Origin of the sequence: Bradyrhizobium sp. AS23.2 (assembly GCF_001908185.1) — a bacterium.
In the GTDB taxonomy this organism is placed as follows: domain Bacteria; phylum Pseudomonadota; class Alphaproteobacteria; order Rhizobiales; family Xanthobacteraceae; genus Bradyrhizobium.
Window position 1 is genome coordinate 1 of the sequence record NZ_LGHM01000007.1, and the last position, 22,416, is coordinate 22,416.

Genomic DNA, 22,416 nt, shown 5'->3' on the forward strand with positions numbered 1-22,416 from the left:
GGGAGCCGCATGCGGGGCTTTCGGCGTCGGCGCGCCCTTGGGTTCACCCTTGGGCTTCGGCGGCGCGCGGCGCGGATCGCGACCCGGTATCGGCACGTCGGTCAGCGACGGCTCCGGCGCCGGGTCGGGAGAGACGAGCGTCGGCAGCGCGGCGGTCGCCGGCGGCGGCTCGCCGCGTTCGATGGCGTCGAGCCGGCGCGTCTCGCGGTCAATCGTGCGCACCGCAAGCCAGGAGGACAGCGGTGCGAGGTCGATGGTGCGGCTCAGCCTGTCCGGGGGACCTGCCGCGAACAACTGGATCTCCGGCGGCGCGCCTGACAGGCCGGTCATGATCGGCGTCAGGCTGGCGCGAATGTCGGCCTGATCGGCGGGAATATCGTAGCCGCCGGAGACGATGGCGCGGGCGTTCTTCGCCTCGAGCGGCGTCGCGCCGACGCGCAGCCGTCCGTCGCGGATCGTGAACGGAATCTGCGCCGAGGCGACTGCGATGTGACCTGCCAGCAACGCGGGCTCGACGAGCTGCCGCAACCGGTTGTCGTCGGTGACCTGACCGCTGTCGCTGGCGCGGATGGCGATCTCGAAGGCGCGCGGATTGAGGCCGGCGATCTCGGCGGAGTCCAGCGTCACCGTGCCGTTGCCGGCGAGCGCGCCGATCAAGGCCGCGACGCTGCGGCCCTGGCTGGTCAGCGCCATCTGCACCGACGCGCGTCCCTTGGGCAGCGCGAGATCGCGGTAGCGCAGCGTGGTCGCATCGACATTGGTGAGATCGAGATGCAGGTTCAGCGCAACGCCATTGGCGCCATTGCGTGCATCGAGGCTCGCCGACATCTCGCCGCCACCGATGCCGCCCTTGAGCGCATCGAGCGCGAGCGACTGGCCGTCGCTCCGGATCGTGCCGCCGACGGGGCGCAGCTCAATGCCATCAGGCAACGTGCCGTGCAACGCCTGGAAGGCGATCCGGCCGCGCCAGCCACCGAGAAGCCCCGCGCTCAACGGCTCGCCGGCGTCGCGTCCCGCCGCGCCGATGGCCATCGCGAGCGCAGGCATGAGATCGAGCGAGTCGAGGCCGACTTCGCCGTCGACGCTCTTCTCCTGATCGAGCGTCACCACCAGATGGCCACGCAAATGCGAGCCGGCCGCGCTGCTGTCGAGATCGTCGAAGGTCAGGCGATTGCCGGAGAGGCCGACGCGCGAGGACAGGCTGACGCTCTGCACCGACTTGTCGGCCGGGCTGGTCCCGAACAGCGGCGCCAGATTGGCGTTGCGCACGCGCAGGTTCACGCTGCCCTTCGGCTCGGACAGTTCGACATTGCCCTGCGCATCCGCGTCCAGTCCGCCTCCGCTGAGCTTGGCGTTCAATTGCAGAGGCCGGCGCCAGGTGCCGCTCACCTTGCCTTCGAACTGCGAGGCGCCCTCGCCTGCGGCCACCACGCGATCGAGACCGAGCAGCGCCAGCATCGCGCCGGCCTGCGGCGTCGAGACTTTCGAGACCAGCGTGAAGTCGCTGTTGCGCAGGCGGTCGAGATCGATGCCGTTGACTGCGGCCGCCGGCGTCTGAGCGGCCAGCGTCGCTGTGGCCTTGAGCTGCGGCGCGTCGAGATCGAGCACGACGCGGGCGTCGCTCCGATCGGCATGTTCGGCGTTCTTGTCGAGGCTGAGGTCCAGCTTCAGGCGGGTCGCGCCGGGCAGCGATGGGATGGCGTCGAACCGCGCGCGGACCGCGGGCGCAATCGGCTCGAGCAGCGCCGTGAGCTCGCGGAGCGAATTGGCCGAGGATTTCAGCGCGAGCTTGCCGGTGGCCCTGGTGCGGTCGAAGTTGCCGCTCGCCTCCGTGGTCACCCCGCTCGCCTGGCCGAACCGCAACTGCTCCAGCGACAGCGCCGCGGGATTGTAGCCGAGCTTCGCCGTGAACGGCCGCAGCTCCTGGCCGGCGGAGATCGCGCGGCCGATATCGAGCGAGAGCTTTGCTTCGTCCGGCCATTCGCCTTGCGGTCCGGCGAGCGCGCGCACGAAGCTCGCGGCGGCATCGAGATCGAGGCGGTCGGCCTTCAGCTCCGCGTCGATCCGCGAGCCCTTGCTCGCGCCGGTCTGGACGAAGCCGATGCGGCCCTCGACGGCGCCGCCCTCGATGTCGGCCTTCAGCCTGTCGATCGCGAGAAGGTTGGCCGCGATCGTCACGTCGCCTGTAAGGCGCAGCGGCCTGGTGCTGCGGCGGTTGACCTCGTTGCGGCCCTGGAGCCAGGCCATCAGCGTATCGGGGTCGGAGGATTCGACGCTGAGACGGCCACTGAAACTGTCGGCGCCGGGCGTCGCGCCGTTGAGCGAAAGCTGCGTCATGCCGGGCGCACGCAGCTCGAGCCGCCGGAAGGTCCAGGATCGGCCATCGGTCTGAAGCTCGGCCGTGATGTTCTGGAGCGGACGGCCACCGAGCATGATCTGGTCGGAGTTGAACTCGATCTGCGCCGGTATCGGCGCCTGCGGGATCGCCGCAAGACCCGCGCGTAGCGCCGGCAGGATGCGCAACGGCTCTGCATCGTCCTTGCCGGCCAGCCTGTCGGCATCGACCTGGCGCGCCGACAGCACCGCGCGCAGCAGCGGTGATGCGCCCAACCTGAGGTCGCCGACGCCGCCGAGCTTCAGCGCAGTGTGTTCAGTGCCGAAGCTCGCATCGATCTGGTCGAACTTGGCGCCGGCCGGGTCCGCCTTGAGTTTTGTCGTGAGCTTCCAGGGTGTCGGCCCCGCCTCGCCTAGCTTCTTGACCGCGGGCACGGCCAGCGTCAGCGCGCCGTCGAATTTCGGCTGGCGGTTGTCGAAGGCGAGCACGCCTTCGAGATCGGCCAAAATGGCGCGCTCGCCGGGATCGATGTTGAAGTGGAGGCGGGTCGCGCTGCCGTCGGCGCTCGGGCCGGAGGAGACGCGGAACGGATAGCGCACCCCGGCGGCGGTGAAACGGCCGTCGCCGCGCACCGAACCGGCGAGCGAGCGCACGTCGCCGGAGAAAGCGATGTCATTGAGCTCCAGCGTCGAGCGGCTGGCGGCATCATGCAGGGCGATGCGGCCGGTGAGGTTCAACCGCTCGATCGCCAGCGAGGCCAGGTTGAAGGTGCCGCTCGCGGTGGACGGCAGGTCGACCCGCCCGTTGGCGGCGAGGCCGAGGTCTGCGGCCATGCCGCCAACTGTCAGCTCGGTGGCGCGCCATTCGCCCCGCATCAGCGAACCCAGGCTGAACTCGACGTCGAGCTTGTCGGCGCGCAGGCGGCCGAGATCGTTGTTGCCGCCGAAGGCAACCGAGCGCAGCCGCAGCGTCGGCGCCGGCAGGAGCCGCGCGTCCAGCTCGCCCGCCACCCGCACGGGGACGCCGATGATCCTAGTCGCCTCTGCCTCGAACTGGGGCCTGAACTGGTTCCAGTCGATGAAGTAAGGCCCGATGAGCGCAGTCAGAAGCGCAATGATGAAGGCAATCGCCAATCCGAGCAGCGTCGTCTGCACGGGTCTCCCCTCGGCCAGACCGGCGTCACGACCAAACCTTGGCCAGACCCAAGCCTCAGGGGACTTCAGGCGCGCCGGAACAGCCCCTTTATAGAGGGAAGTGTGGCGAAGTCACAGCGACTGTTGCGCACGGAGGTTAACGCCGAACGCCCTCACCAGCTCGCCGGCAGCCGCTTCAGGCCACGCAGCACGAAGGTCGGCCGCCATTCCGGGTTCGCGACGTCGTCGATGCGCAGATCCGGCAGACGGCGCAAGAGCGTGGCGATGGCGATCTCGGCCTCGATGCGCGCCAATTGGGCACCCAGGCAGAAATGGATGCCGCCGCCGAACGACAGCGGCTTGACGTTGGCCCGGGTTACGTCGAGCCGGTCGGGGCGATCAGGATAGACCGCCGGATCGCGATTGGCCGAGCCGAGCAGGCAGAGCACGGTCTCGCCCTTGGGGATCTTCACGCCGCCGAGATCGTCGATGTCCTCCAGCGTGACGCGGCCAGTCATCTGCACCGACGAATCGTAGCGCAGGAATTCCTCGATCGCGCCTGCCATCAGCTCCGGCCGCGCCTTCAGGAGCGCGAGCTGGTCCGGATTGCGGTGGAGCGCCAAGAGACCGTTGCCGATCAGATTGACGGTGGTCTCGTGGCCCGCACCGAACAGCAGGATGATGTTGGCGGTCAGTTCCTCGTTGGTGAGCTTGTGACCATCCTCCTCGGCCTGCACGAGCTGGGTGATGAGATCATCCCCGGGAGTGCGGCGGCGCAGCTCGAACAGCTGTTGGAAGTACATCTGCGCCATCAGGTTGCCCTCGTTGCCCTTCTTGATCTCCTCGGGAGAGAGGGGCACCGGGTCGAGCAGCCGTCCGCCGTCGCGCGAGCTCTTGTAGAAGACCTCGCGATGCTCCTCGGGGATGCCGAGCATGTCGCAAATGATGGTGACCGGCAGGCGGAAGGCGAAATCCTCGATCAGGTCCATGTGCCCGCGATCGATCACGGCATCGATAGCCTGGTCGACGATCTCCTGGATCCGCGGCCGCATATCCTCGATCCGGCGGGCGGTGAAGGCCTTCACGACGAGGCCGCGCAGGCGAGTGTGGTCGGGCGGATCGGCCTGCAGCATCCAGTGGCTCATGCTGCGGAATACCGGCTCGTCCATGATCGCAGGGCTATAGCGGCGCTTGGAGCGCTCAACGAAGTCCTTGCCGAAGCGCTTGTCGCGCAGCACGAGGCTGACCTCGGCGTGACGGCTGGCGACGAACTGGCCGAACGGGGTCTCATGGATCGGATCGATCGTGCGCAGCCGGTCGTAGTGCGGATAGGGATCGCGGATGAAGTCTGGTGACAGCGGGTTGAACAGCGGTCCGCCGCCGCCGGGTTGCACTTGCTCGTTCATGGTGACCTCAAATCGGTTGCCGCATGACACGAATACGCAGGCAGCCCCGATGCCCGGCGTAACCATCCCCTGGAATTATCAACTCGATACATTGTTGTATCGAATTGCATTCTGCCCTAACCTGCCCCGATGTCAAGAGTGAGAACCAGGCCGACCAGGGACGACACGCGCGACAAGCTGTTCGAGGCGGCCGCGCGCGTGTTCGAGGAGGACGGCATCGGCGGCGCCAGCATCGAGGCGATCGCGACCGCGGCCGGCTTCACCCGCGGCGCGTTCTATTCAAACTTTGGGAGCAAGGACGAGTTGATCATCGCCATGCTCGAGGACCATGTCGAACAGTCGATCCGGCGCAACCTCGACATCCTCGCGCGGCACAAGAATCTCGACGACTTCATCGCGGCCCTGAAAGCGATGGATCGCGCCCGCCAGGACCCCCTCACCCGCTCGCCGCTCCTGCACATCGAGATGATCCTCTATGTCGCGCGCGCCGAGAAACGGCGGCCCGAGCTTGCCAAGCGCCTGCGCGCCCGGCGCAAGATGATCGCCGACATCGTCGAGGCGACATTGAAGAGCAACGGCCAGAACGACACGCTGAACCCGGCATGGATCGCCTCCGTCGTGCTGGCGCTCGACGACGGCTTTCGCCTGCACCGGCTGATCGATCCGGAGACCGCGCCGGCCGACAGCTTCTGGCGCGCGATCACCGATCTCCGGCGCAGCACGGGGCTGTCATCGGACCAGGGCGCCTCTTCATAGTCCAACGTCGGAGAGATTGCTCGGAATCATCACGGCCATCCAAACGCAATCCGCCGAAGGTGCATAGCGCCACCGGTCAACATCGATCAGTTGTCACCGATGCGGCTACCAAGTTGAGCATAGAGAATGCGCCCTAATCGCTGGAATACCTCGAACTTTTCTGCGTTGCGGCTAAGCGCGGCGATGTCCGGATTGTTCGTCCTTCTGAGCATTCCCGTACTGATCTTCATCCTGATCTACAACTACGAGCGCAGCTCTGCCGCGATCAACGCTACGCTGAACGACGTTGTGACCAAGACCAAGCAGGCAAGCATCGAAGATGCAAAGAACCTGATAGATCCGGTCGCAACCACACTCGGACTCATCGCAGCGCTTTCCGCAGAAGACCCGCAGTTCTTCAGGAAAGAGGAAAGCCGTGAACTGCTCTACCAGGCGCTTACCTCGGGGCGACAAATCGATGCGGTCTTCGTCAGTTTCGAAGACGGCTTTCATCGGGTTGTCACCCGGATGGACGATGACCGCAGGCGCTCCGATCCGAAGATTCCGTCGTCAGCAAATTGGCATTCCAGCTACATCGATAGCTTTGCCGGCCGGCCGCGACGGGTCCGGCATCGCACGTTTTACGATACCTGGCCCCACGTCGTAGGCAGCTATGACGTAGATACCATTGAGGACATCAGAGCGCTCGCTGGCTACCAGGCGGCGAAGAGCACTCTCAAACTGGTCGTGGAGGGACCTTGGCCAAATCCCGATACCGGCTATCCGGTCATTACCCTGAGGATCCCGATTGTCGCACACGGCCAGTTTATCGGCTGCGCCTCGGGCAATATCACGCTCAACGTGCTTTCAGATTTTCTCACGAGCCACCGCGCCAGTCCCCACAGCACCACGGTGATCGCTAGCACGACCGACGCCACGATTATCGCCTATCCAGATCCCAAAAAAGGCGTGCGGCTGGAGAACGGTCGACTCGAACTCGCCAGACTCGACACTATTGCCGACGACGACCTGCGCGAGGCGTATCGACTTCGCCACGAGACCAAGCGGGACAACTTCTTCTTTCACTCACCGCAGCACGGCCAGGAGATCAGTGCGACCTTCACCCGTTTTCCAGAAACTTTCGACAAGCCTTGGGAGGTGATTACTCTTACGCCGACGGACGATTTTGTCGGCACCCTCAAGCGGACTAACCGGCAGATGATCGCCGTGATCGGCGTATTGACGGGGATCGAATTGCTGCTGATCTATTTCCTCTCGCGGCGGTTGTCGCTCCCCATTGAATCCGTGTCGTCGGCGCTACGATCGGTCAAGGATCTGACGTTCTCGCACGCGGGCGCGATGCCGCCGCCATCTTACATCCGGGAAGTCAAGGAGCTGCAAACAGCCGTTTCGCTGTTCGAGACCTCGCTCCGCTCGTTCTCCTCGTTCGTGCCGCTGGATGTCGTTAGAAAGCTGATCAAGACTGGAATGCCGCTTGGCCTCGGCGTCGAGCAGAGATTCATGACGGTGATCTTCACCGATTTGAAGGATTTCTCCACGTTGTCGGAGCAAATGGCTCCCAATGATCTGCTTTCCCAACTCTCGGTCTATTTTGAAGTCGTCTCGAACGCCATAGCGGAAGAGTCAGGGACAGTCGACAAGTTCATCGGTGATGGCGTTATGGCATTCTGGGGCGCTCCGGTCCATCGCGAGGACCATGTGCTGCGTGGCTGCTGTGGCGCGATGCGAGCAACGCGTCGCATGGAGCAACTCAACGCAGACTGGCGCAAGGAGGGCCGGCCGCCGTTTCATCTCCGCGTTGGCTTGCATTGCTCGGACGTACTGGTAGGCAATGTCGGGGCAACCGAGCGATTGAGCTATACCGTCATGGGCGATGGTGTAAACGTCGCGGCGCGGTTGGAGGGCATCAATAAGACTTTTGGCACGACGATCTGCATCAGCGACAGCGTGTTCGAGGCTGTCGAGCCCGAAATCATCGCAAGACCAATCAGGAAGGTTCAGGTCAAGGGCCGCAAGCGCGAGTTCATGATCTACGAGCTTCTGGGCATCAAGGGCAATGATGATCCCGAGCTCAAGGTCACCGAGCACGAGATTGCACTGTGCGATCGAACGAGGGAAGCCTCAATCTACTTTGAGCGAGGAGAACTGGATCAAGCCGCGCGACACTACGAAGATATTCTGCGAGACTTTCCCGACGATCCAGTTGCAACGTCGCTGCTTGCCATGTGTCGCGCGAAAGTGCCCATCTAAGGCCAGGCTGCCGCGCAAGGCAGCGGTGGAAGACAAGATCACCGGGCTCAGCGCCAAGCGAACAGTAGTGATGTCCGAGCAGGTCACTGCCATGTCCCACCGCGAATAGCCCAATCATAGACCGTCGAGTCGACTTTACGCTCAGCGTCCAAAGCGGAAGCCGCCGCCACTACGATCCGGCCTTCGAGGTCGGTGCAGCAAGCGCTGATCTGCGATCATGGATAAGATTCTCGAGACGATGAGCGGCTACGTTCAGGGTAGCGGCATCCAGTGCGTTCTCGTCGTCCGTTGCCGCTCTGGCGCGTTGCGCGCGCAGGACCTCGTCGATTTGATTTTCGATCTCTGACAAATCGGATTCCGTCTCGGCGTTCCGGATCTTCCGTCCCAGCGCATAAAGCGAATCCAGCGCCGCTTCTTTGGTCTGGAAATCGCCCGACCGGAGAAATCTCCAGGCCGTCGCCAATACCGTGACGAGCGCGCCCAATGCCATTGGAGCCAGGAAAATCAAGTTGCTCCACTTGTCCAGGAAGCCTTGCTGCGTGCCATTGTAGTACTCTGCCGCACCCGCATGAACCGGAAGATATGCGCCGGGATCAGTGTCCGGCGCCTTGACCTGCGCGAGGATTGGCTCCTCGCGCAACAGGTCCCTGCGTGCACTCATCAAGGCTTGCGTAAAGTCGGCGACCAAATCGTTATCGAGGCTCTTCCTGGCGACGAGGTAAAACGAAACCCTCAGCGTCGTGACATCGTCTTCCGGATTCGGAGGTGAGCCTCGCAACGTTCCCTTGGGGATGTCGAAGCTCTCATAGGCGCGTTCTTCCTCCGCAATTGCTCCCGCATTCTCGATCGGGATCGGTGTCGGCGCCGCTTTCGCGTTTTGGGCGAAGAGTCCACGCACCATTGACAAATATTTCTCGGTGAGTGGCAGGACGAGAAGAACGGCACGCACCTCCTTGGTATCAAGCGCTCGACGTATGTCCGCCGGCGCAAAGTTCTTGAACACGACATTGGCGCGATCAAGGTTGTATGCCTTTGTAAGCACGCTGACGATCTTCTGATTGGTCTCGCCCCCGACCACGCCGACTGTTACGCGCTTCAGGCCGGCCATGTCCGTAATTGAGGATCCCGGGGGCGTGACGAGCAACGCCACAGCTTGAGCGAGGACAACGACTGCCTGTGCCTGCGACAGGTCGCCGACGTCTCCACGAACAACCGCGAGGTCCGTCTTGCCCGTCGAAAAGGCGCTCGCGGATTCGGCTGCGCCGGCGGTTTCGACGATTTTGAGCCGTACCGGAGCATTCGTTGCGGCAAGCCGGCTCGCAAGCGCTGATAGAACCCTTGGAGCTTCGCCGTCCAAAGATCCGACCGCGATCGATAACGTCACCGGCCGAATGTACCACCGGTAAGCGACGTAGCTTGCGCCCGCAGCCAAGGCGACCAGCCCTGCAACCACAACAATGCGCAGCCAGATCGGTAGCCTGAACGCACCCATGTTCTTTCCCAACAAGCAGTCGATATGCCGAATCTCGACAACCGATAACTTCAAGGTGCCCAGCACCGAGGATTGTATTAGCTTGCCAATGAGGCGGAGAAGCAATTGACATAGATCAACGAGCTTACCCCTCTGCCGGTCCCTAAGGCAACGATTGCGCAGGGAGTTGATTGCAATGAGCCCAATAGTGGTGTCCTTGATTGCGCTCGTGGTTATTTTAGGAGGCGCGCTCTTTGGCGCGTTGCTGCGCAACGCCTTGCCGGAGCACCATCTGGCGGACGACACGAGGGATTACGTGCGGCTCGGGACCGGGCTGATCGCCACCATCGCGGCGCTCGTGCTTGGTCTGCTGATTGCCTCGGCGAATAGCTCGTACGATACCGAGAGCAGTCAAGTGCGGCGCTTGACCGCCGACATCATACTACTCGACCAACTCCTGGAGCAATACGGGCCGGAGTCACGTGATGTCCGCGACCTTTTGCGGCGTGCGGTCGAGCCCCTTGTCGAAAGGATCTGGCGCCAGGACATTTCGGAGTCCACGAAGGGAACGCCCTTCCGGGCGACCGCCGTGTCGGAAGATGCCTTTGCAAGAATTCAGGCGCTGTCGCCAAAAACCGACGCGCAGCGTTCGCTCAGGGATCGGGCAATACAGGTCGCTACTGACACGGCACAAACGCGCCTGCTGCTGTTTGAACACGCGGACAACTCGATCCCCATGCCCTTTCTCGCTGTGCTCGTATTCTGGCTTGCCGTCATTTTCATGAGCTTCAGCCTGTTCTCGCGGCTCACCCCGATCAACATCGCTGCAACGCTGGTGTTTGCGATTTCCGCTTCCGCAGCGCTTTTCCTGATCCTGGAGTTGAGCCAGCCGTTTGTCGGACTGATGCAGCTATCCAGCACGCCGCTGCGCAACGCTCTTGCGCCGCTTGGATCCTAGCCAGCCCCCGGGCTGGCCGTGAGCAAAGCCCTGCGCCGTCAGCGCAAGAATAGAAATGCCGATTGGGAAGGTCGCACGCCCAAAACATTGCACAGATCGCCTGAACTAGAGAATCGAATTGCCCGCCTGCGAGCCTAAAGTTGCAGGAGTGCAAAGGTAGGCAGGCGATGAACGGTATCCGAACAGGCTTCCTGGACTCCATCGGCAATACGCCATTGATCAGGCTGCGAATGCCCTCAGAGGCCACAGGTTGCGAGATCTACGGCAAGGCCGAATTTCTCAATCCCGGCGGTTCGATCAAGGATCGCGCGGCCCTGGCCATGATCGACGACGCCGAGCGACGCGGCAAGCTTGGGCCAGGCGGCGTCATCGTCGAAGGGACAGCCGGCAATGTCGGCATCGGCATAGCGCTGGTGGCGAATGCACGCGGCTATCGCAGCGTGATCGTGATGCCTGACACGCAAAGTCAGGAGAAGAAGGACATGTTGCGGTTGTGTGGCGCCGACCTGCGCCTGGTGCCCGCCGTGCCGTACTCCAATCCCGGTCACTACGCGCGCTATTCCGGTCAGCTCGCCGAGGAGCTCGGCGCTTTCTGGGCCAATCAGTTCGACAACGTTGCCAATCGGGAGGGCCACTATCGTACGACCGGGCCGGAGATTTGGGAGCAGACTGGCGGACGAATCGACGGCTTTACCTGTGCCGTTGGGAGCGGCGGCACTTTGGGTGGGATCGCGCGGGCCCTCAAGGAGCGAAATCCCGGCATTCAAATTGCGCTCAGCGATCCGATGGGCGCCGCTCTCTATAACTGGTTCACGAAAGGCGAGCTCACGACAGAAGGCGACTCGATCACCGAAGGTATCGGGCAGGTCCGTGTGACCAAGAACCTGGAAGGCACGCCGATTGATGCGGCATACCAGATCACGGACGAAGAAGCCCTGCCTGTTCTGTTCGACCTGATCGAGCATGAAGGACTGGTGTTGGGCGGCTCGAGCGCCATCAACGTCGTTGGAGCCATGCGACTTGCGCGCGACCTCGGTCCAGGCAAAACCATCGTGACCATCCTCGCGGATGGGGGCCAGCGCTATCAATCCAAGCTGTTCAACCCGGAATTCCTGCGCAACAAAAACCTGCCCATACCACGGTGGATGGGATAGCGGGCCGCCATTGGCCATGCTGCTATCCGTTCTTCTATTGATCAGAATCCGACACCATCCCGATGCTTCGGCAAGCTTTGCTATCGGTCAAGGCGGCCATCGACCAAAACCGGCTCAACATCCGCTTCGAGCCACGAGCGGAAGTGCTCCGACGATCCGGCCGCGAGATAGTTGCGCGTCTCACGCCGAGGACTCTGTAGGTCGCAGCTGTTACAAAGAAACGACGCTGGGGGCAAGGAATTGAACGTGGTCGCTGCATAGGACGGCGAAGGGCGATGCGACGGAGCCAACGCTCCGCCGATCTGTGCTAAGCTTCTTTCTACGCGTGACTGGTTCGGTTTTGCGGAGGCGATTGTGAGGCGACGTGACTTCATCGCGCTCCTCGGCGGCGCAGCAGCAGTCCAACCACTTGCCGCGCATGCGGAGCGCCCGCAAGAGCGCATCCTCTATTTCACCTACTCGGCTGGCTTCCGGCATGATGTCATACCTCTTTCGAAGGCAATCCTGACCGGGCTTGGACGCAATTCGGGTGTTTTTGAAGTCACTGCAACGGAAGACACGTCCGAATTTTCCAGCGAGAACCTCGAGCGATACGCCGCGGTGATGTTTTACACGACCGGCGAACTTCCGATGAGCGACGCGCAAAAGACAGCTCTTCTCGACTTCGTGCGCTCGGGCCGCGGGTTCATCGGTGTTCATTCGGCTGCGGACACGTTCTACACTTGGCCGGATTATCTCGATCTGCTCGGCGGCTACTTCGACGGTCATCCCTGGCACCAGGCCGTAACAGTCGAGGTGCTTGACCCCAGCAATCCCCTGGTGGCTTTTCTCGGGAATTCGCTGCAAGTCGAGGACGAGATCTACCAAATCAGCGACTTCGACTATCGTGGATCACGCGTGCTGCTGCGCCTCGACCCAAGTTCGGTGGATCTTGGCAAGACCGGCGTGCATCAACGGTTCTATGGTTGGCCTCTCGCATGGACCCGACGTTACGGCAACGGACGAGTATTCTACACGGCGCTAGGCCACGAGCCGGCAGTTTGGCAAGACGCTCGCTACCAGCGAACCCTCACGAACGCTATTCTCTGGTCCTTGCGAAGGTCGCCCTAGCAACTTCGCATTTGCGCCACCCAGCTAATGCCCGTGCCGGAGGTTCGGACCGTCTTGGCTTGCGACTTTCTGTTTCGGGGTCAGAAGCGACGGTCAGCCCAGCGATCCTGTGGCGTCCGGTTTCCCGCAAACCAGCCGACATGGCAGCGGCTGTTGCGTTGTTCAGCTCAGGGCCAGAGTCGGCAGTCGCGACCCATGCCACATACTAGTACGCTTTCCCTGAAAGCGGCCTTCACGGCGAGTTCGGCCGCAGTCCGCTGGGGCGGCATCTCGACCGTGCATTTCGCCACGCGATAGAGCCCACCTATCGCGCGCCGCGACCGAGTTGGTCAACGACAGCGAGCCACAGTGCAATAGTCTCTGCTGAGGCGTCCGTATCGACTGCTTTCGGACGCACTGCTGTATGTACCATCACCAGCTTGGTCGCCGGATCGACAAAGATCATCTGGCCGCGGATGCCAAGCAAAACGAACTGGCGTTTGGCGCCGGGCAGCAGCCAGACTTGATAGCCATAGCCGTAGTACTTTGTGGCCACACCTGGCGCGAGATAGGTGTCGGACGAACGTACCGTTGTCGCATCAATCAGCCATTGGCGTGAAATGATCTCGCGCCCGTTCCACATGCCGTCATGTGCGAGCAGGCGACCAAAACGGGCGTAGTCGCGCAATACGGCGTTAAAGCAGCAGAAAGTCACCTCCTGGCCGGTACCGTCGATCGCCCACGAGGCGTCGGCCTCGGTGCCGATCCGCTGCCATATCTTCTCACTGAGGTAATCGGCAACTGGCTTGCCTGTCGCAGCACGCAGGACGAGTCCAAGGATCTCGGTCTCGGAACTGGCGTAGTGCCATCGCGTATCTGGCGGCGCGACGCGGGTGTTGAACTGCGCGATGCTGACCTCAGGGGCCTTGCCAGGCCGGCCGAACAGGTCGCGCCCGAGGCGCGCGATATCGTCCTGCCCGTCGTAGATCTCCTTGAAGTCGACACCGGAAGACATGTGCAACAGCGCGCGGATCGGTGTCTTACCGTACTCGGTTCCTGCGAGCGCAGTTACATAGGTCGCGACGTCATCATCGATCGATTTGATAAGACCGTCGGCCGCAGCGATTCCGATTAGCATCGCGGTGATGGTCTTCGCCATCGACTGGGAGAGAAAGCGATCGCCGGCCGATCGCGCGTATTGATAGTGTTCGTATAAAATAGTGTCGTCCCTGGCGAGCAGCAGTCCGGTCGTCGGCTGTCGGCTGAGATAATCCGCGATGGTCCGGCGCTCGCCGCGGAAGCTGTAGTAGATCTCAGGTTCGGCGGCGCGCTGAAACGACCAGGCTGCGGCTGCACGTCCAACGATGTGCGCGGGCGTCAGTTCGTCGAAATGACTATAGGTGGCAACGAGATGCCGCATCTCCGCTCCGACCGCCAATGTGCCAAGGGGATATCCCTCATTAGCGCCATAAGCGTTCGCATCGTAACCCGTGTTTGAGAAGACCGGTCCGGCAGCAGAAAGCTTGGCGGCTTCTTGCGCGCTCGTGATGCCGGACGCCGCGAGCATGGCCATCGCAATGATCGTAACCCGCACCGCTCCCGTGTTCATCGCAGCCATCCACGCGTTGATTGAACAACCAGAGTGGATTAGCGCAGCTGTTTCATCAAGGGGTACGACTCCCGAAATGGGCCATTTACGGTCTCATGCACCGCAACAACAGAACGCTTGTTCGATCGCCTCGTCGGCGCGCGATTCGCCATTCCAATTGGACATCGATCCGGGCGGCGGCAATTGTAGTCAACACCAGGGGCAGAGGTTCAGGGGGCAATGGGCTCCAATCCTCTGCTCCGAATTGCAGCGAGGGCAGTTGGCGAGCGCAGGAATGCGATCAATTGCTCGGCGGCCGCAGGCTCCTTGGCGTTGGCGCTGAGGCCTATACTGAAGGTGGTGTAGTTCTGCAGCTCCTCGGGAAGCACCCCTGCGAGGACGACGCCCTCGACCCCAATGATGTTCGGCACAGTGATGACGGTCAGTTCCGCCTCGCCGCGCGCGACGGCCTCTACCGGACTTCGCCCTGTCACGGCCAGGAGCTTCGGCCTGACCTTATCCTCGATTCCGAGGCGATCGAGCAGATGAAGAAAATAGCTTCCGCTCACGCTGTCGCGCGAATAGGAGATCGTTCGCGCCGCAACCAGTGTTTTCTTTAGGTCCTCGATAGAGGAGACCGGAGGTTTCGGCACGCCCGTCCGGGTCGCGACGCCGGCGGCCGTGCGGGCAATATCCGCACGAGTGCCTGCGCAATCTTACCCAGCTTCGCAAGATCATCGACCGCCGCCGGCAGCAGGACGGCGGCATCGAACGTCTCGCCTGCCTCGATCTGCCGCTTCAACACCGGCACCCCCTCGAAAGTAAGTATCAGCGTGTGGCCAGTCGCGCGCGTAAAGGCCGGCGCTAGCTCATCCAGTGCGCTCTTCATCGTCGGAGTGCTGAGGACCTTGACTTCGGCACAATCGGCGGCGGCCGCATTGGCCGCCAGGATCAAAGCTGCAACCGCGATGCGAATGTGCCTCATCACCCTCTCCTGCATTTGGCATGGGCCGGAAGGTCCGGCTGGAAGCTGGAGTCAGCGGCAAATTGGGAGTATCAACAAGTTTGATTTTTCGACGTGGTGGTAGCTATTTGGGTACGTCGCTCATGCGCTGGGCAGATCGGATTGGACGCCTTCTCAAGCCTCGTGATCTCCACATCTTCATGACGGTGGTCGAGGAGAGCAGTATGGCGAAAGCCGCCGAGCGCCTGGCGATCTCTCGGCCGGTGATCTCTCGCACCATCGCCAATCTCGAACACGTCCTCGGGGTCACGCTACTCGGCCGCACTGCGCACGGCATCGAGCCCACCGTGTTCGGCAAAGCGCTGCTCAGGCGCGGGATCGCGGTCTTCGACGAGCTTCGGCAAAGCGTCGAGGAGATCGCCTATCTCACAGATCCCCAAGCCGGCGAGCTGCGCATAGCCTGCACGGAGGTTTGGGCGGCAGGCCTCGTACCGGCAGCTCTCGAACGATTGTCGCGACGACTTCCGCGTCTGCGCGTCACATTGGAGCAAGGTGTCGCGCTGAATCAGTTCAACCTGCTCCGGGACCGCCGATCCGAAATCGTGATCTCGCGACTGCTCACGGAGGCACCCGACTCCGACATTGAAATGGAGCCGCTGTTCTACGAGCCGCTGCTTGTCGTTGCCGGCCCGAAAAGTCCTTGGGCGCGCCGCCGCAACCTGAAGCTCTCAGATCTCGTCGAGGCGCCCTGGATTCTTTCAACGCTGGAGACAGAGCCGGGCTCGCGCTTCGTCGAAGCATTCCGTGCCGCGAAGTTGCCGGTTCCTGCGGCAACGATCTTCAGCAACTCATTGCACCTACGCATCAGCCTGCTTGCGACCGGCCAGTACCTCACTCTTGTGCCGGGCTCGGCACTGCGGTTCGGTCCCGGAGCCGGCCTGATCAAGCCGCTTCCCGTCGTATTGCCGCGGTGGCATCTGCCGACCGGGATCTTCACGTTGAAGGGCCGAATGCTGAGCCCGGTGGCGCAGGTGTTTGCCGATTGCATTCGCGACGTTGCCAAGCCGCTTGCCCGTAGCGACGGGGCGCCATGACACCCACCATTGCGCCCCTGCCAAGGACTCACGGCCGAGGTGAAGGGCGGGCAAGGTCGGATCGCAGGCAGGGCGGCAGCTTCTGGAATAATGCCAGCATGTACCGAGCTGTTCGCTCGCGCGGGCGCGAGGAACGGTCTTGTTTCCAAGCAGTAATATCCGCTTCGGTTCCCAAGCGGTCATCGACCAAAACCGGTTCAACATCCGGTTCGGGACAAAGCGGACATCAAGTGCTGATGATGCGCATTCACTTTGAATGCGGACCGACGTTCGCTTTGGCGGTACTTCCAATGCGACAAAGCCCCCCGCTGGCCAGTATCGAGAACGCCACTCTCGAACGCGTACGGCAAGCTCTGTCGGCTAATCGGGCCGCGAGGGCAGAGAGTTCATCGCTGCCAGTTGCGTCGCCAGCACAGCGAGCAAGCTCTTGTGCAGGCGGTCTTCAGCTTCGAAATTTTGCGCGAGCCTTCGGACGGTCTCGACAAATCGAATGCGATACGTCGCTGCCCTGTCGGCGTCTCCGCACTTCGCGAAGATCTCGGCCGCCGTGCGGTACACCCGCCACGAAGCGATCGGGAAGTCGGCATTGTCCACGATCTCCAGCGCGCGGGATAAGTGCAGCAGGGCTTCCACTGGATCGCCCAAGCCAACCGCGATACGCGCGAGCAGCCCGTGGGCCTGGGCCAGGTGATTGAGATCCGGCGCCGATGCCACATAGTCGTGGAGCTGGCGTGCACAACTCTGAGCCTGCGCAAAGTCGCCGATCAGCAAACAGTATTCGCCGAGGCAATGATACACTTGTGTCGCGGCAGTAAATTCGATGTCGATGCCTTCTTCATCCCTGCGGCGCTCAATATCGTCGAACTGCCGACGAGCTCCCGACGGATCGTTCAGGCCGACATAGGCCTTCGCAAGGACGGCCCGTTTGTGGAAATACGTCGACTGATCGCCGACCAGCAGACTATCGTCGACGCTTTCGCAGAGCTCGCGAGCTCCATCGAAATCCATCGCTTCGACATGCAACCACGCAAGCGTCAGACGGCACAATGCGCTTCCGGGGCCGTTCGCGTTCTTGATGGCCAGTTCGAGGCCGGCCGTGATTTCGCGCCGCAATTCGCGCCACTCGCCCAGATGAATGAGCGCGATTGATTCAAGCACGCTGAACAGGACAAAGGTGTAAACATCGCCAGCCGAACGTGCCAGCCGCTTTCCTTCCGTGCCGGCGCGGCGGCACTCTTGGTATCGTGACCTCCAACAATCAACGATACCGGATATTCCGTTGCGCCTGATCAGAGTGCCATAGTTGGTGGCGCTGGCGCTCAGCTCGATCGCCTTGTCGCAGAGTGCGGCATCCTGTTTTCGCCAGCCGTTGAGGAACAGGTTGACGCTCGCGCTACTGCCCTGGACCAGAGCCTTGAATGTGTCGTCCGCAAGCGCCTGGCTCCGCGACAACACGTCTTCGGCCGCCTCGAGGCAGGCGTGTCGATCGACGCGCAAACAGAGGCTGCTCACTGCCGTGAGGCCGTTGAGTTGCTGCTTTATCTCACCCGCCTGTTCGGCGCAGGTAATCATGTCTCGCAGATCACGGATGGACCCGACGAGGTCGCCGCACGAGCGAAGAGCCCAGCTTCGCTGCCGCAGAAGAGCGATGCGGGTTGAGAACTTGTCGATAGCATCGAAGCGATCGAGTATGCCAAGCGCGCGGGTGAGATAGCTCGCGGCCTCGGCATGGCCGAGACGTTTCGTCGAGCTCTCAGCCGCTTCCCGGAGGTAGCGCAAGGCGCTGGGAAAGTCGCGGCCCTGCTCAAGGTGAAGTGCGAGTGCAGGCGCTATTTCGTGGGTGCGGCCGGCATAGGCCTCCTCCAGTCTGTTGCCCAAGCGCCTGTGCGTTTGTGCGCGAAGTCCGGGCGGCAAATTCTGATAAATAATATTCTGATAGAGAATATGCCGGAAAGCATATGAGCCCGAATATGTTCCATCGGGCCACTCGGAAACACCCGAACGAACAAGGATATGATCCTTCCGGATCGACGCTTCGATGTCCCTTTCAACGTCGATCGCATCGTCGGACAGGCCGGCGGCAACGATGGCCGCAGAAAACTCCTCGCCGGCAACGCTGGCCACATCAAGCAGACGCCGCTCATTATCGGTGAGGCGATCGAGTTCATGGCCGATCATGTTCAGGAGGCTGTCTGGAATGCGATCTTGAGTGAATGCTGCGGGTAAAGACAGGCGCCATCTGCCGTCCGTTTCGACTATCGACTCCTGGTCGATAAGGTGTTTGAGCAGCGAGGCAACAAACAAGGGATGCCCCAGCGTTCGCTCGAATACGGGCTTTGACAGGCTGGAGGCGAGTTCGTCGTCGTCGAAGCGCAATGCCAGATAGCGGTCGACCTCCGAACGCGACAATCGATCGAGGCGCAATTCGCTGCAGCACCCATGAATCTCGAGATCCCGGTGCAGGCGACGGATGGGATGTCCGCCGACGGCACTCTCGGCCGGACGATAGGAGCAGAGGACCAGCACGCGCGCCTTGCCGGTCCCGCGCGCGAAGCGAGACAGCACGTCGAGTGTCGCGAAGTCGCTCCAATGCAGATCTTCGAGAACAAGGACCCAGGGGCGGCCGATGCTCAGCGCCTCCAGAAGATCGCAAAACTCGCGTAGCATCCGCTCGCGCGTCGCGCCGAACACTTCATCCTGGAAAGCCGCGCGCTCCGATGCGTCGATGGCGCCTGGCAATTGCAGTATCCAGGTGGGCGCGCGTGCGCGAACAGCCGATATCAGTTCCGGACCGTTTGCTCGAAAACGGCTCACCAGCGCATCGATGAGCGGCAGAAAGACTTCGTCCGTTCCGAATCGTTCGGTGCAGCGCCCATAGAGCTGATCGAAGCCCTGTTCCGTGAGCTGCTCGATCGTCTTGGCGATGAAGGCCGTCTTGCCAATCCCGGCTTCTCCCGTGACAAACGCCATCTGCCGTTTGCCGGACAAGACGCGCCGCGTCATCTGGTCGATTGTCTCGAAGGATTCTGTCCGGCCGACCACCAGGGCGGAGCTTTCGATCTTCGGGGGGGCCACCGCGCTCTCGACCTGCCTGACTGCCTCATGCACCGTGCCGACAAAGCGGAAGCCTTTGCGCGGTAAAGTCTTGATCAGCCGTTGCGCCTCGCCGGAATCGCCGATTCCCGTGCGAGCTGCGTTGATGCGGGTGGTGAGCGCTGACTCCGAGACGATGCGCCCGCCCCAAATTGCACCGATCAGATCGTCCTTGGTCACCACCCGGGCGCGGTGGCGGATCAGATATTCGAGGAGGTCAAAAACCTGAGGCTGCAACGGAATCGGATATCCGTCACGGCGCAACTCCCGCCGGTCGGCGTCGAGAACAAAATCTTCAAATAGATACAGCAAAACAATGCCTTCGGAGGTCCGGGCGAGGCGGATATTCAACCCGTACGCCGGCCCGAAATCAAGCACACCGTTCAAAATCAAGGAAACGATAAGGGAAAATCAAGCTCGCCTTAAAGCGTGGCGTGGCGTCCCATTCGATACTTCCAGCCGCGTTCAGTCACTCACACAAGGTGTTCGTGTCATGCGCATGGAAGAAAAGACACGGCGTCTGGCTCGCGCGTTCTATGGGTTGCTGCTTCACAAGATGCTTCAGTCGATCGCGCGATCCTCCGTACCATTGTTTAACGGCAGAGCTTCAACCAGGAGCGATGCATTGTTTTCAGCGAATTCATTTGTCGCCTCCAAGAGCTCTTCTCGAAAAGAAGGCTGGTATGGGCGCCTCCTTCAAGCGCTCCACCATTCGCGACGGCTGCAGGCAGAGCGCACCCTTCGACAGTATCGTCACCTCACCGACAATAGCTGGCGCCAGTTTGACTCTCGGTCAGACATTGGAGGACGTGACAATGTCGCTCAGTGAAAAGTCGTCCGAACGCCTACCCCGGATTTCGGCACCGGGCGAGACCAGGCTGCTGGCAACGATCGCCATCTGCTTTGTCATTCTCCACATCCTTGCAGCCACGATGCTGACTTCCGCCCGCCAGAGCGATGCCGGAGCTGCGCCTGAGCCGCCCTCACTGTCGTTCGGGGACTAATCGCCAAGTCGCTATGCCGGGATTTTACCGACCGAAAGGGTTAGTTCATGGGCGATATTGCGTCGCTTTGCCTGCTCAGTATCGCTGTGTTCTGCGGTGCCTTCGTCTCGGGCCTCGCGGGCTTTGCCTTTTCGGCGGTGGCCGGCGCGATTCTCCTTCACGTTCTCCCACCGCTGGAGGCGGTCCCGCTGATGATGGCCTGCAGCATCACCGTTCAAGCCACGAGTCTTTGGGCGTTGAGAAAAAGCATCTGCTGGAAGCAGAGCTCGGTGCTGGTCGTCGGTGGGCTGCTTGGCGTTCCGATCGCCGTGTGGTTGCTGCAAGCTGCAGATGCGCGGTTCTTCAGAGAGAGCTTTGGTCTCGCCGTCGCCTGCTATGCGGCCTACACGTTATTCCGGCCGGTGCTTTCTCAGCGCCTGCAGATGAATGCGGGACGTAATGCACTAATCGGCTTCGGCGGGGGCTTTGTCGGCGGATTGACGGCAATGCCGGGTGCAATACCGACGATATGGTGTGACATCCACGGAGTGCCAAAAAATGAGCAGCGCGGCATAGTTCAACCCTTCATCGCCGCCATGCAGATATTCGCACTCGTTCTTATGCTGATCCGAAGAGATCTGTCGACAAAGGTCCTGGTTGACTTCGCAGCCAGCCTCCCGGCACTCCTCGCAGGAGCGGCGCTCGGGATTTTTGTTTTTCGCTGCGTCAATGACGCGCTGTTCCGGCGAATTATTCTCGGCATCTTGCTGGTTTCGGGACTGATGCTGGTCTTCTAGTTACGCCAGCACGTATCGCAGCAAACAGCGATCCGTCGGGACGCAGCTAAATCGCTGCGTCCCTGGCTGCGAGCCACCTGTCGCCTGTCGTCAGCGCGATGCAGTGCTGAGGTTCTCTCCGAAGAACTTCCAGGTCTTGCCGTCGAACTTCGCGAGCTTGAACGTGTCGAACGTCGAATAGTCCATTGGCGTTACCGACACCGTGATTCCGGGAAGGAATAACGGCAGCGATACCTTGCCCAGGTTCGTGGCCTGCTTCAGCACGTTCTCGCGCGTCAGCACGTCTCCGCAGTTCTTCAGGATGATCGCTGTGAACTGTGCAGAGGTGTAACCGATCTGGTTGCTGCCATCGATCGGATTTCCTTCGGGATACCACTGCTTCATGAACGCCAGATAGTCCTGCACGCCTTGATCGGAATCCCATGCAGGATCGCCGACGACCTTGGTCGCCAGGGCCGTGATGAGGCCGGTGGAAGCTTCCAGTCCGGCAGGCTCAAGCACGCCGCCGATCGAGCTGGCGACAGACACGATGAAATGCGTCGGCTTCCAGCCGAGATCGGTTACCTTGCGGATCGCCTGAGCCCCGAATTTCGGCGTCGTGATCGTCATCAGGACGTCGGCACCCGCTGTCTTCAGATTGACGATCTGGGAATCGATCGTGGGATCGGTCACCTCATAACTTAGCTCCTTCACGATGAGATCGGCCTTTTCGCCGAGTGCCTCCTTGAAGCCCTTCAGATAATCCTTGCCGAAATCGTCGTTCTGATAGATCACGCCGATCTTCGCGTTGGGGAGCTCCTTGAGGATATACTTGCCGTAGATCTTGGCTTCCTGCGCATAGGGCGGATAGAAAGGCGTCGTCCAGGGGAAATTCTTGGGATCGTTCCACTTCGAGGCGCCGGTGGAGATCAGTATGTGAGGAATTCTCTTGCCGTTCAGATATTTCTGAATGGAAGAGTTCGTCGGCGTACCCAGCGATCCGATGTCGGCAAGGATCTCGTCCTGCTCCACGAGCTTGCGCGTCTGCTCCACCGTCTTCGGCGGGCTGTAGCCGTCGTCCATGCTCAGGAGCGTAATTTTCCGGCCGTTGATTCCGCCCTGGCTATTGATCATCCGCCAATAGGCGGCCTCAGTCCTCCCCTGCGTGCCATACGCAGACGCAGGGCCACTATAGGGCATCGTCTGTCCGATCTTGATTTCGGTATCGCTGGCGCCGGGATCGTACTTTTTGTCGGCGGCCAGAGACGCCGAAGTTGACATAATGCCGAGGGCGGCGACGACCGCCACCGCAGTGCAACAACGCATATTAGTTTCTCCCTGTAGCGTCGCTGTTTGCCGCGACGTC

The 22,416-nt window shown here is 61.6% G+C and carries 14 protein-coding genes and 1 pseudogene; 8 read left to right on the forward strand and 7 right to left on the reverse strand.

The genetic code is table 11. The features are described from left to right. Together AC630_RS01145 and AC630_RS01150 are read right to left on the reverse strand one after the other, a co-directional pair. Positions 1-3,489 (reverse strand): AsmA family protein (locus AC630_RS01145; RefSeq protein ID WP_074116675.1); only part of this gene is annotated, 3,489 nt, incomplete at its 3' end. Positions 3,490-3,641: 152 nt separating this feature from the next. Further along, positions 3,642-4,874 carry a cytochrome P450 gene (locus tag AC630_RS01150; RefSeq protein ID WP_074116711.1) on the reverse strand — a complete coding sequence of 411 codons (1,233 nt, stop codon included), beginning with the start codon at positions 4,872-4,874 and terminating at the stop codon, positions 3,642-3,644. Positions 4,875-5,003: 129 nt separating this feature from the next. Here AC630_RS01150 and AC630_RS01155 point away from each other — a divergent pair, with 129 nt between their 5' ends. Continuing rightward, on the forward strand, positions 5,004-5,630 hold the full coding sequence (locus AC630_RS01155; RefSeq protein ID WP_074116676.1) for a TetR/AcrR family transcriptional regulator: 627 nt from the start codon (positions 5,004-5,006) through the stop codon (positions 5,628-5,630). Positions 5,631-5,813: 183 nt separating this feature from the next. Further along, on the forward strand, positions 5,814-7,880 hold the full coding sequence (locus AC630_RS01160; RefSeq protein WP_074116677.1) for an adenylate/guanylate cyclase domain-containing protein: 2,067 nt from the start codon (positions 5,814-5,816) through the stop codon (positions 7,878-7,880). Between the two features lie 169 nt (positions 7,881-8,049). Here AC630_RS01160 and AC630_RS01165 read toward each other — a convergent pair whose 3' ends face one another. After that, entirely contained in the window at positions 8,050-9,372 is a 1,323-nt protein-coding gene (locus tag AC630_RS01165) for a TAXI family TRAP transporter solute-binding subunit (protein WP_074116712.1), read from the reverse strand. A 175-nt stretch (positions 9,373-9,547) separates the two neighbouring features. Here AC630_RS01165 and AC630_RS01170 point away from each other — a divergent pair, with 175 nt between their 5' ends. From AC630_RS01170 to AC630_RS01180, 3 genes are all read left to right on the forward strand, one after another. Beyond that, positions 9,548-10,309, forward strand: a complete 762-nt coding sequence (locus AC630_RS01170; protein ID WP_074116678.1) for a bestrophin-like domain — start codon at positions 9,548-9,550, stop codon at positions 10,307-10,309. 167 nt (positions 10,310-10,476) lie between these two features. Then, positions 10,477-11,463 carry a cysteine synthase A gene (locus AC630_RS01175; protein WP_074116679.1) on the forward strand — a complete coding sequence of 329 codons (987 nt, stop codon included), beginning with the start codon at positions 10,477-10,479 and terminating at the stop codon, positions 11,461-11,463. Between the two features lie 354 nt (positions 11,464-11,817). Further along, positions 11,818-12,573 carry a ThuA domain-containing protein gene (locus AC630_RS01180; RefSeq protein ID WP_074116680.1) on the forward strand — a complete coding sequence of 252 codons (756 nt, stop codon included), beginning with the start codon at positions 11,818-11,820 and terminating at the stop codon, positions 12,571-12,573. 304 nt (positions 12,574-12,877) lie between these two features. On the opposite strand, the gene AC630_RS01185 is transcribed toward AC630_RS01180, so the two are convergent. Beyond that, positions 12,878-14,161: a serine hydrolase domain-containing protein gene (locus AC630_RS01185; RefSeq protein WP_167561108.1), complete on the reverse strand. Its 1,284-nt coding sequence runs from the start codon at positions 14,159-14,161 to the stop codon at positions 12,878-12,880. A 209-nt stretch (positions 14,162-14,370) separates the two neighbouring features. After that, a pseudogene (locus AC630_RS47965) lies at positions 14,371-15,140 on the reverse strand (molybdate ABC transporter substrate-binding protein). Between the two features lie 5 nt (positions 15,141-15,145). Between AC630_RS47965 and AC630_RS01195 the strand changes: the two are divergent. Further along, the gene (locus AC630_RS01195) at positions 15,146-16,198 is read left to right on the forward strand and encodes a LysR family transcriptional regulator (RefSeq protein WP_083636088.1); all 1,053 of its coding nucleotides are present in this window, start codon (positions 15,146-15,148) and stop codon (positions 16,196-16,198) included. A gap of 360 nt (positions 16,199-16,558) precedes the next feature. Here AC630_RS01195 and AC630_RS01200 read toward each other — a convergent pair whose 3' ends face one another. Beyond that, on the reverse strand, positions 16,559-19,642 hold the full coding sequence (locus AC630_RS01200; RefSeq protein ID WP_143197726.1) for an ATP-binding protein: 3,084 nt from the start codon (positions 19,640-19,642) through the stop codon (positions 16,559-16,561). A 332-nt stretch (positions 19,643-19,974) separates the two neighbouring features. Here AC630_RS01200 and AC630_RS01205 point away from each other — a divergent pair, with 332 nt between their 5' ends. Together AC630_RS01205 and AC630_RS01210 are read left to right on the forward strand one after the other, a co-directional pair. Next, complete coding sequence (locus AC630_RS01205) at positions 19,975-20,295, forward strand: hypothetical protein (RefSeq protein WP_074116682.1); 321 nt, start codon at positions 19,975-19,977, stop codon at positions 20,293-20,295. Between the two features lie 47 nt (positions 20,296-20,342). Next, a complete protein-coding gene (locus AC630_RS01210; RefSeq protein ID WP_074116683.1) occupies positions 20,343-21,071 on the forward strand; it encodes a sulfite exporter TauE/SafE family protein in 729 nt (242 codons plus the stop codon). Between the two features lie 90 nt (positions 21,072-21,161). Here the strand turns inward: AC630_RS01210 and AC630_RS01215 are convergent, their stop codons facing one another. Then, complete coding sequence (locus tag AC630_RS01215; protein WP_074116684.1) at positions 21,162-22,376, reverse strand: ABC transporter substrate-binding protein; 1,215 nt, start codon at positions 22,374-22,376, stop codon at positions 21,162-21,164. Between the last annotated feature and the right edge of the window lie 40 nt (positions 22,377-22,416).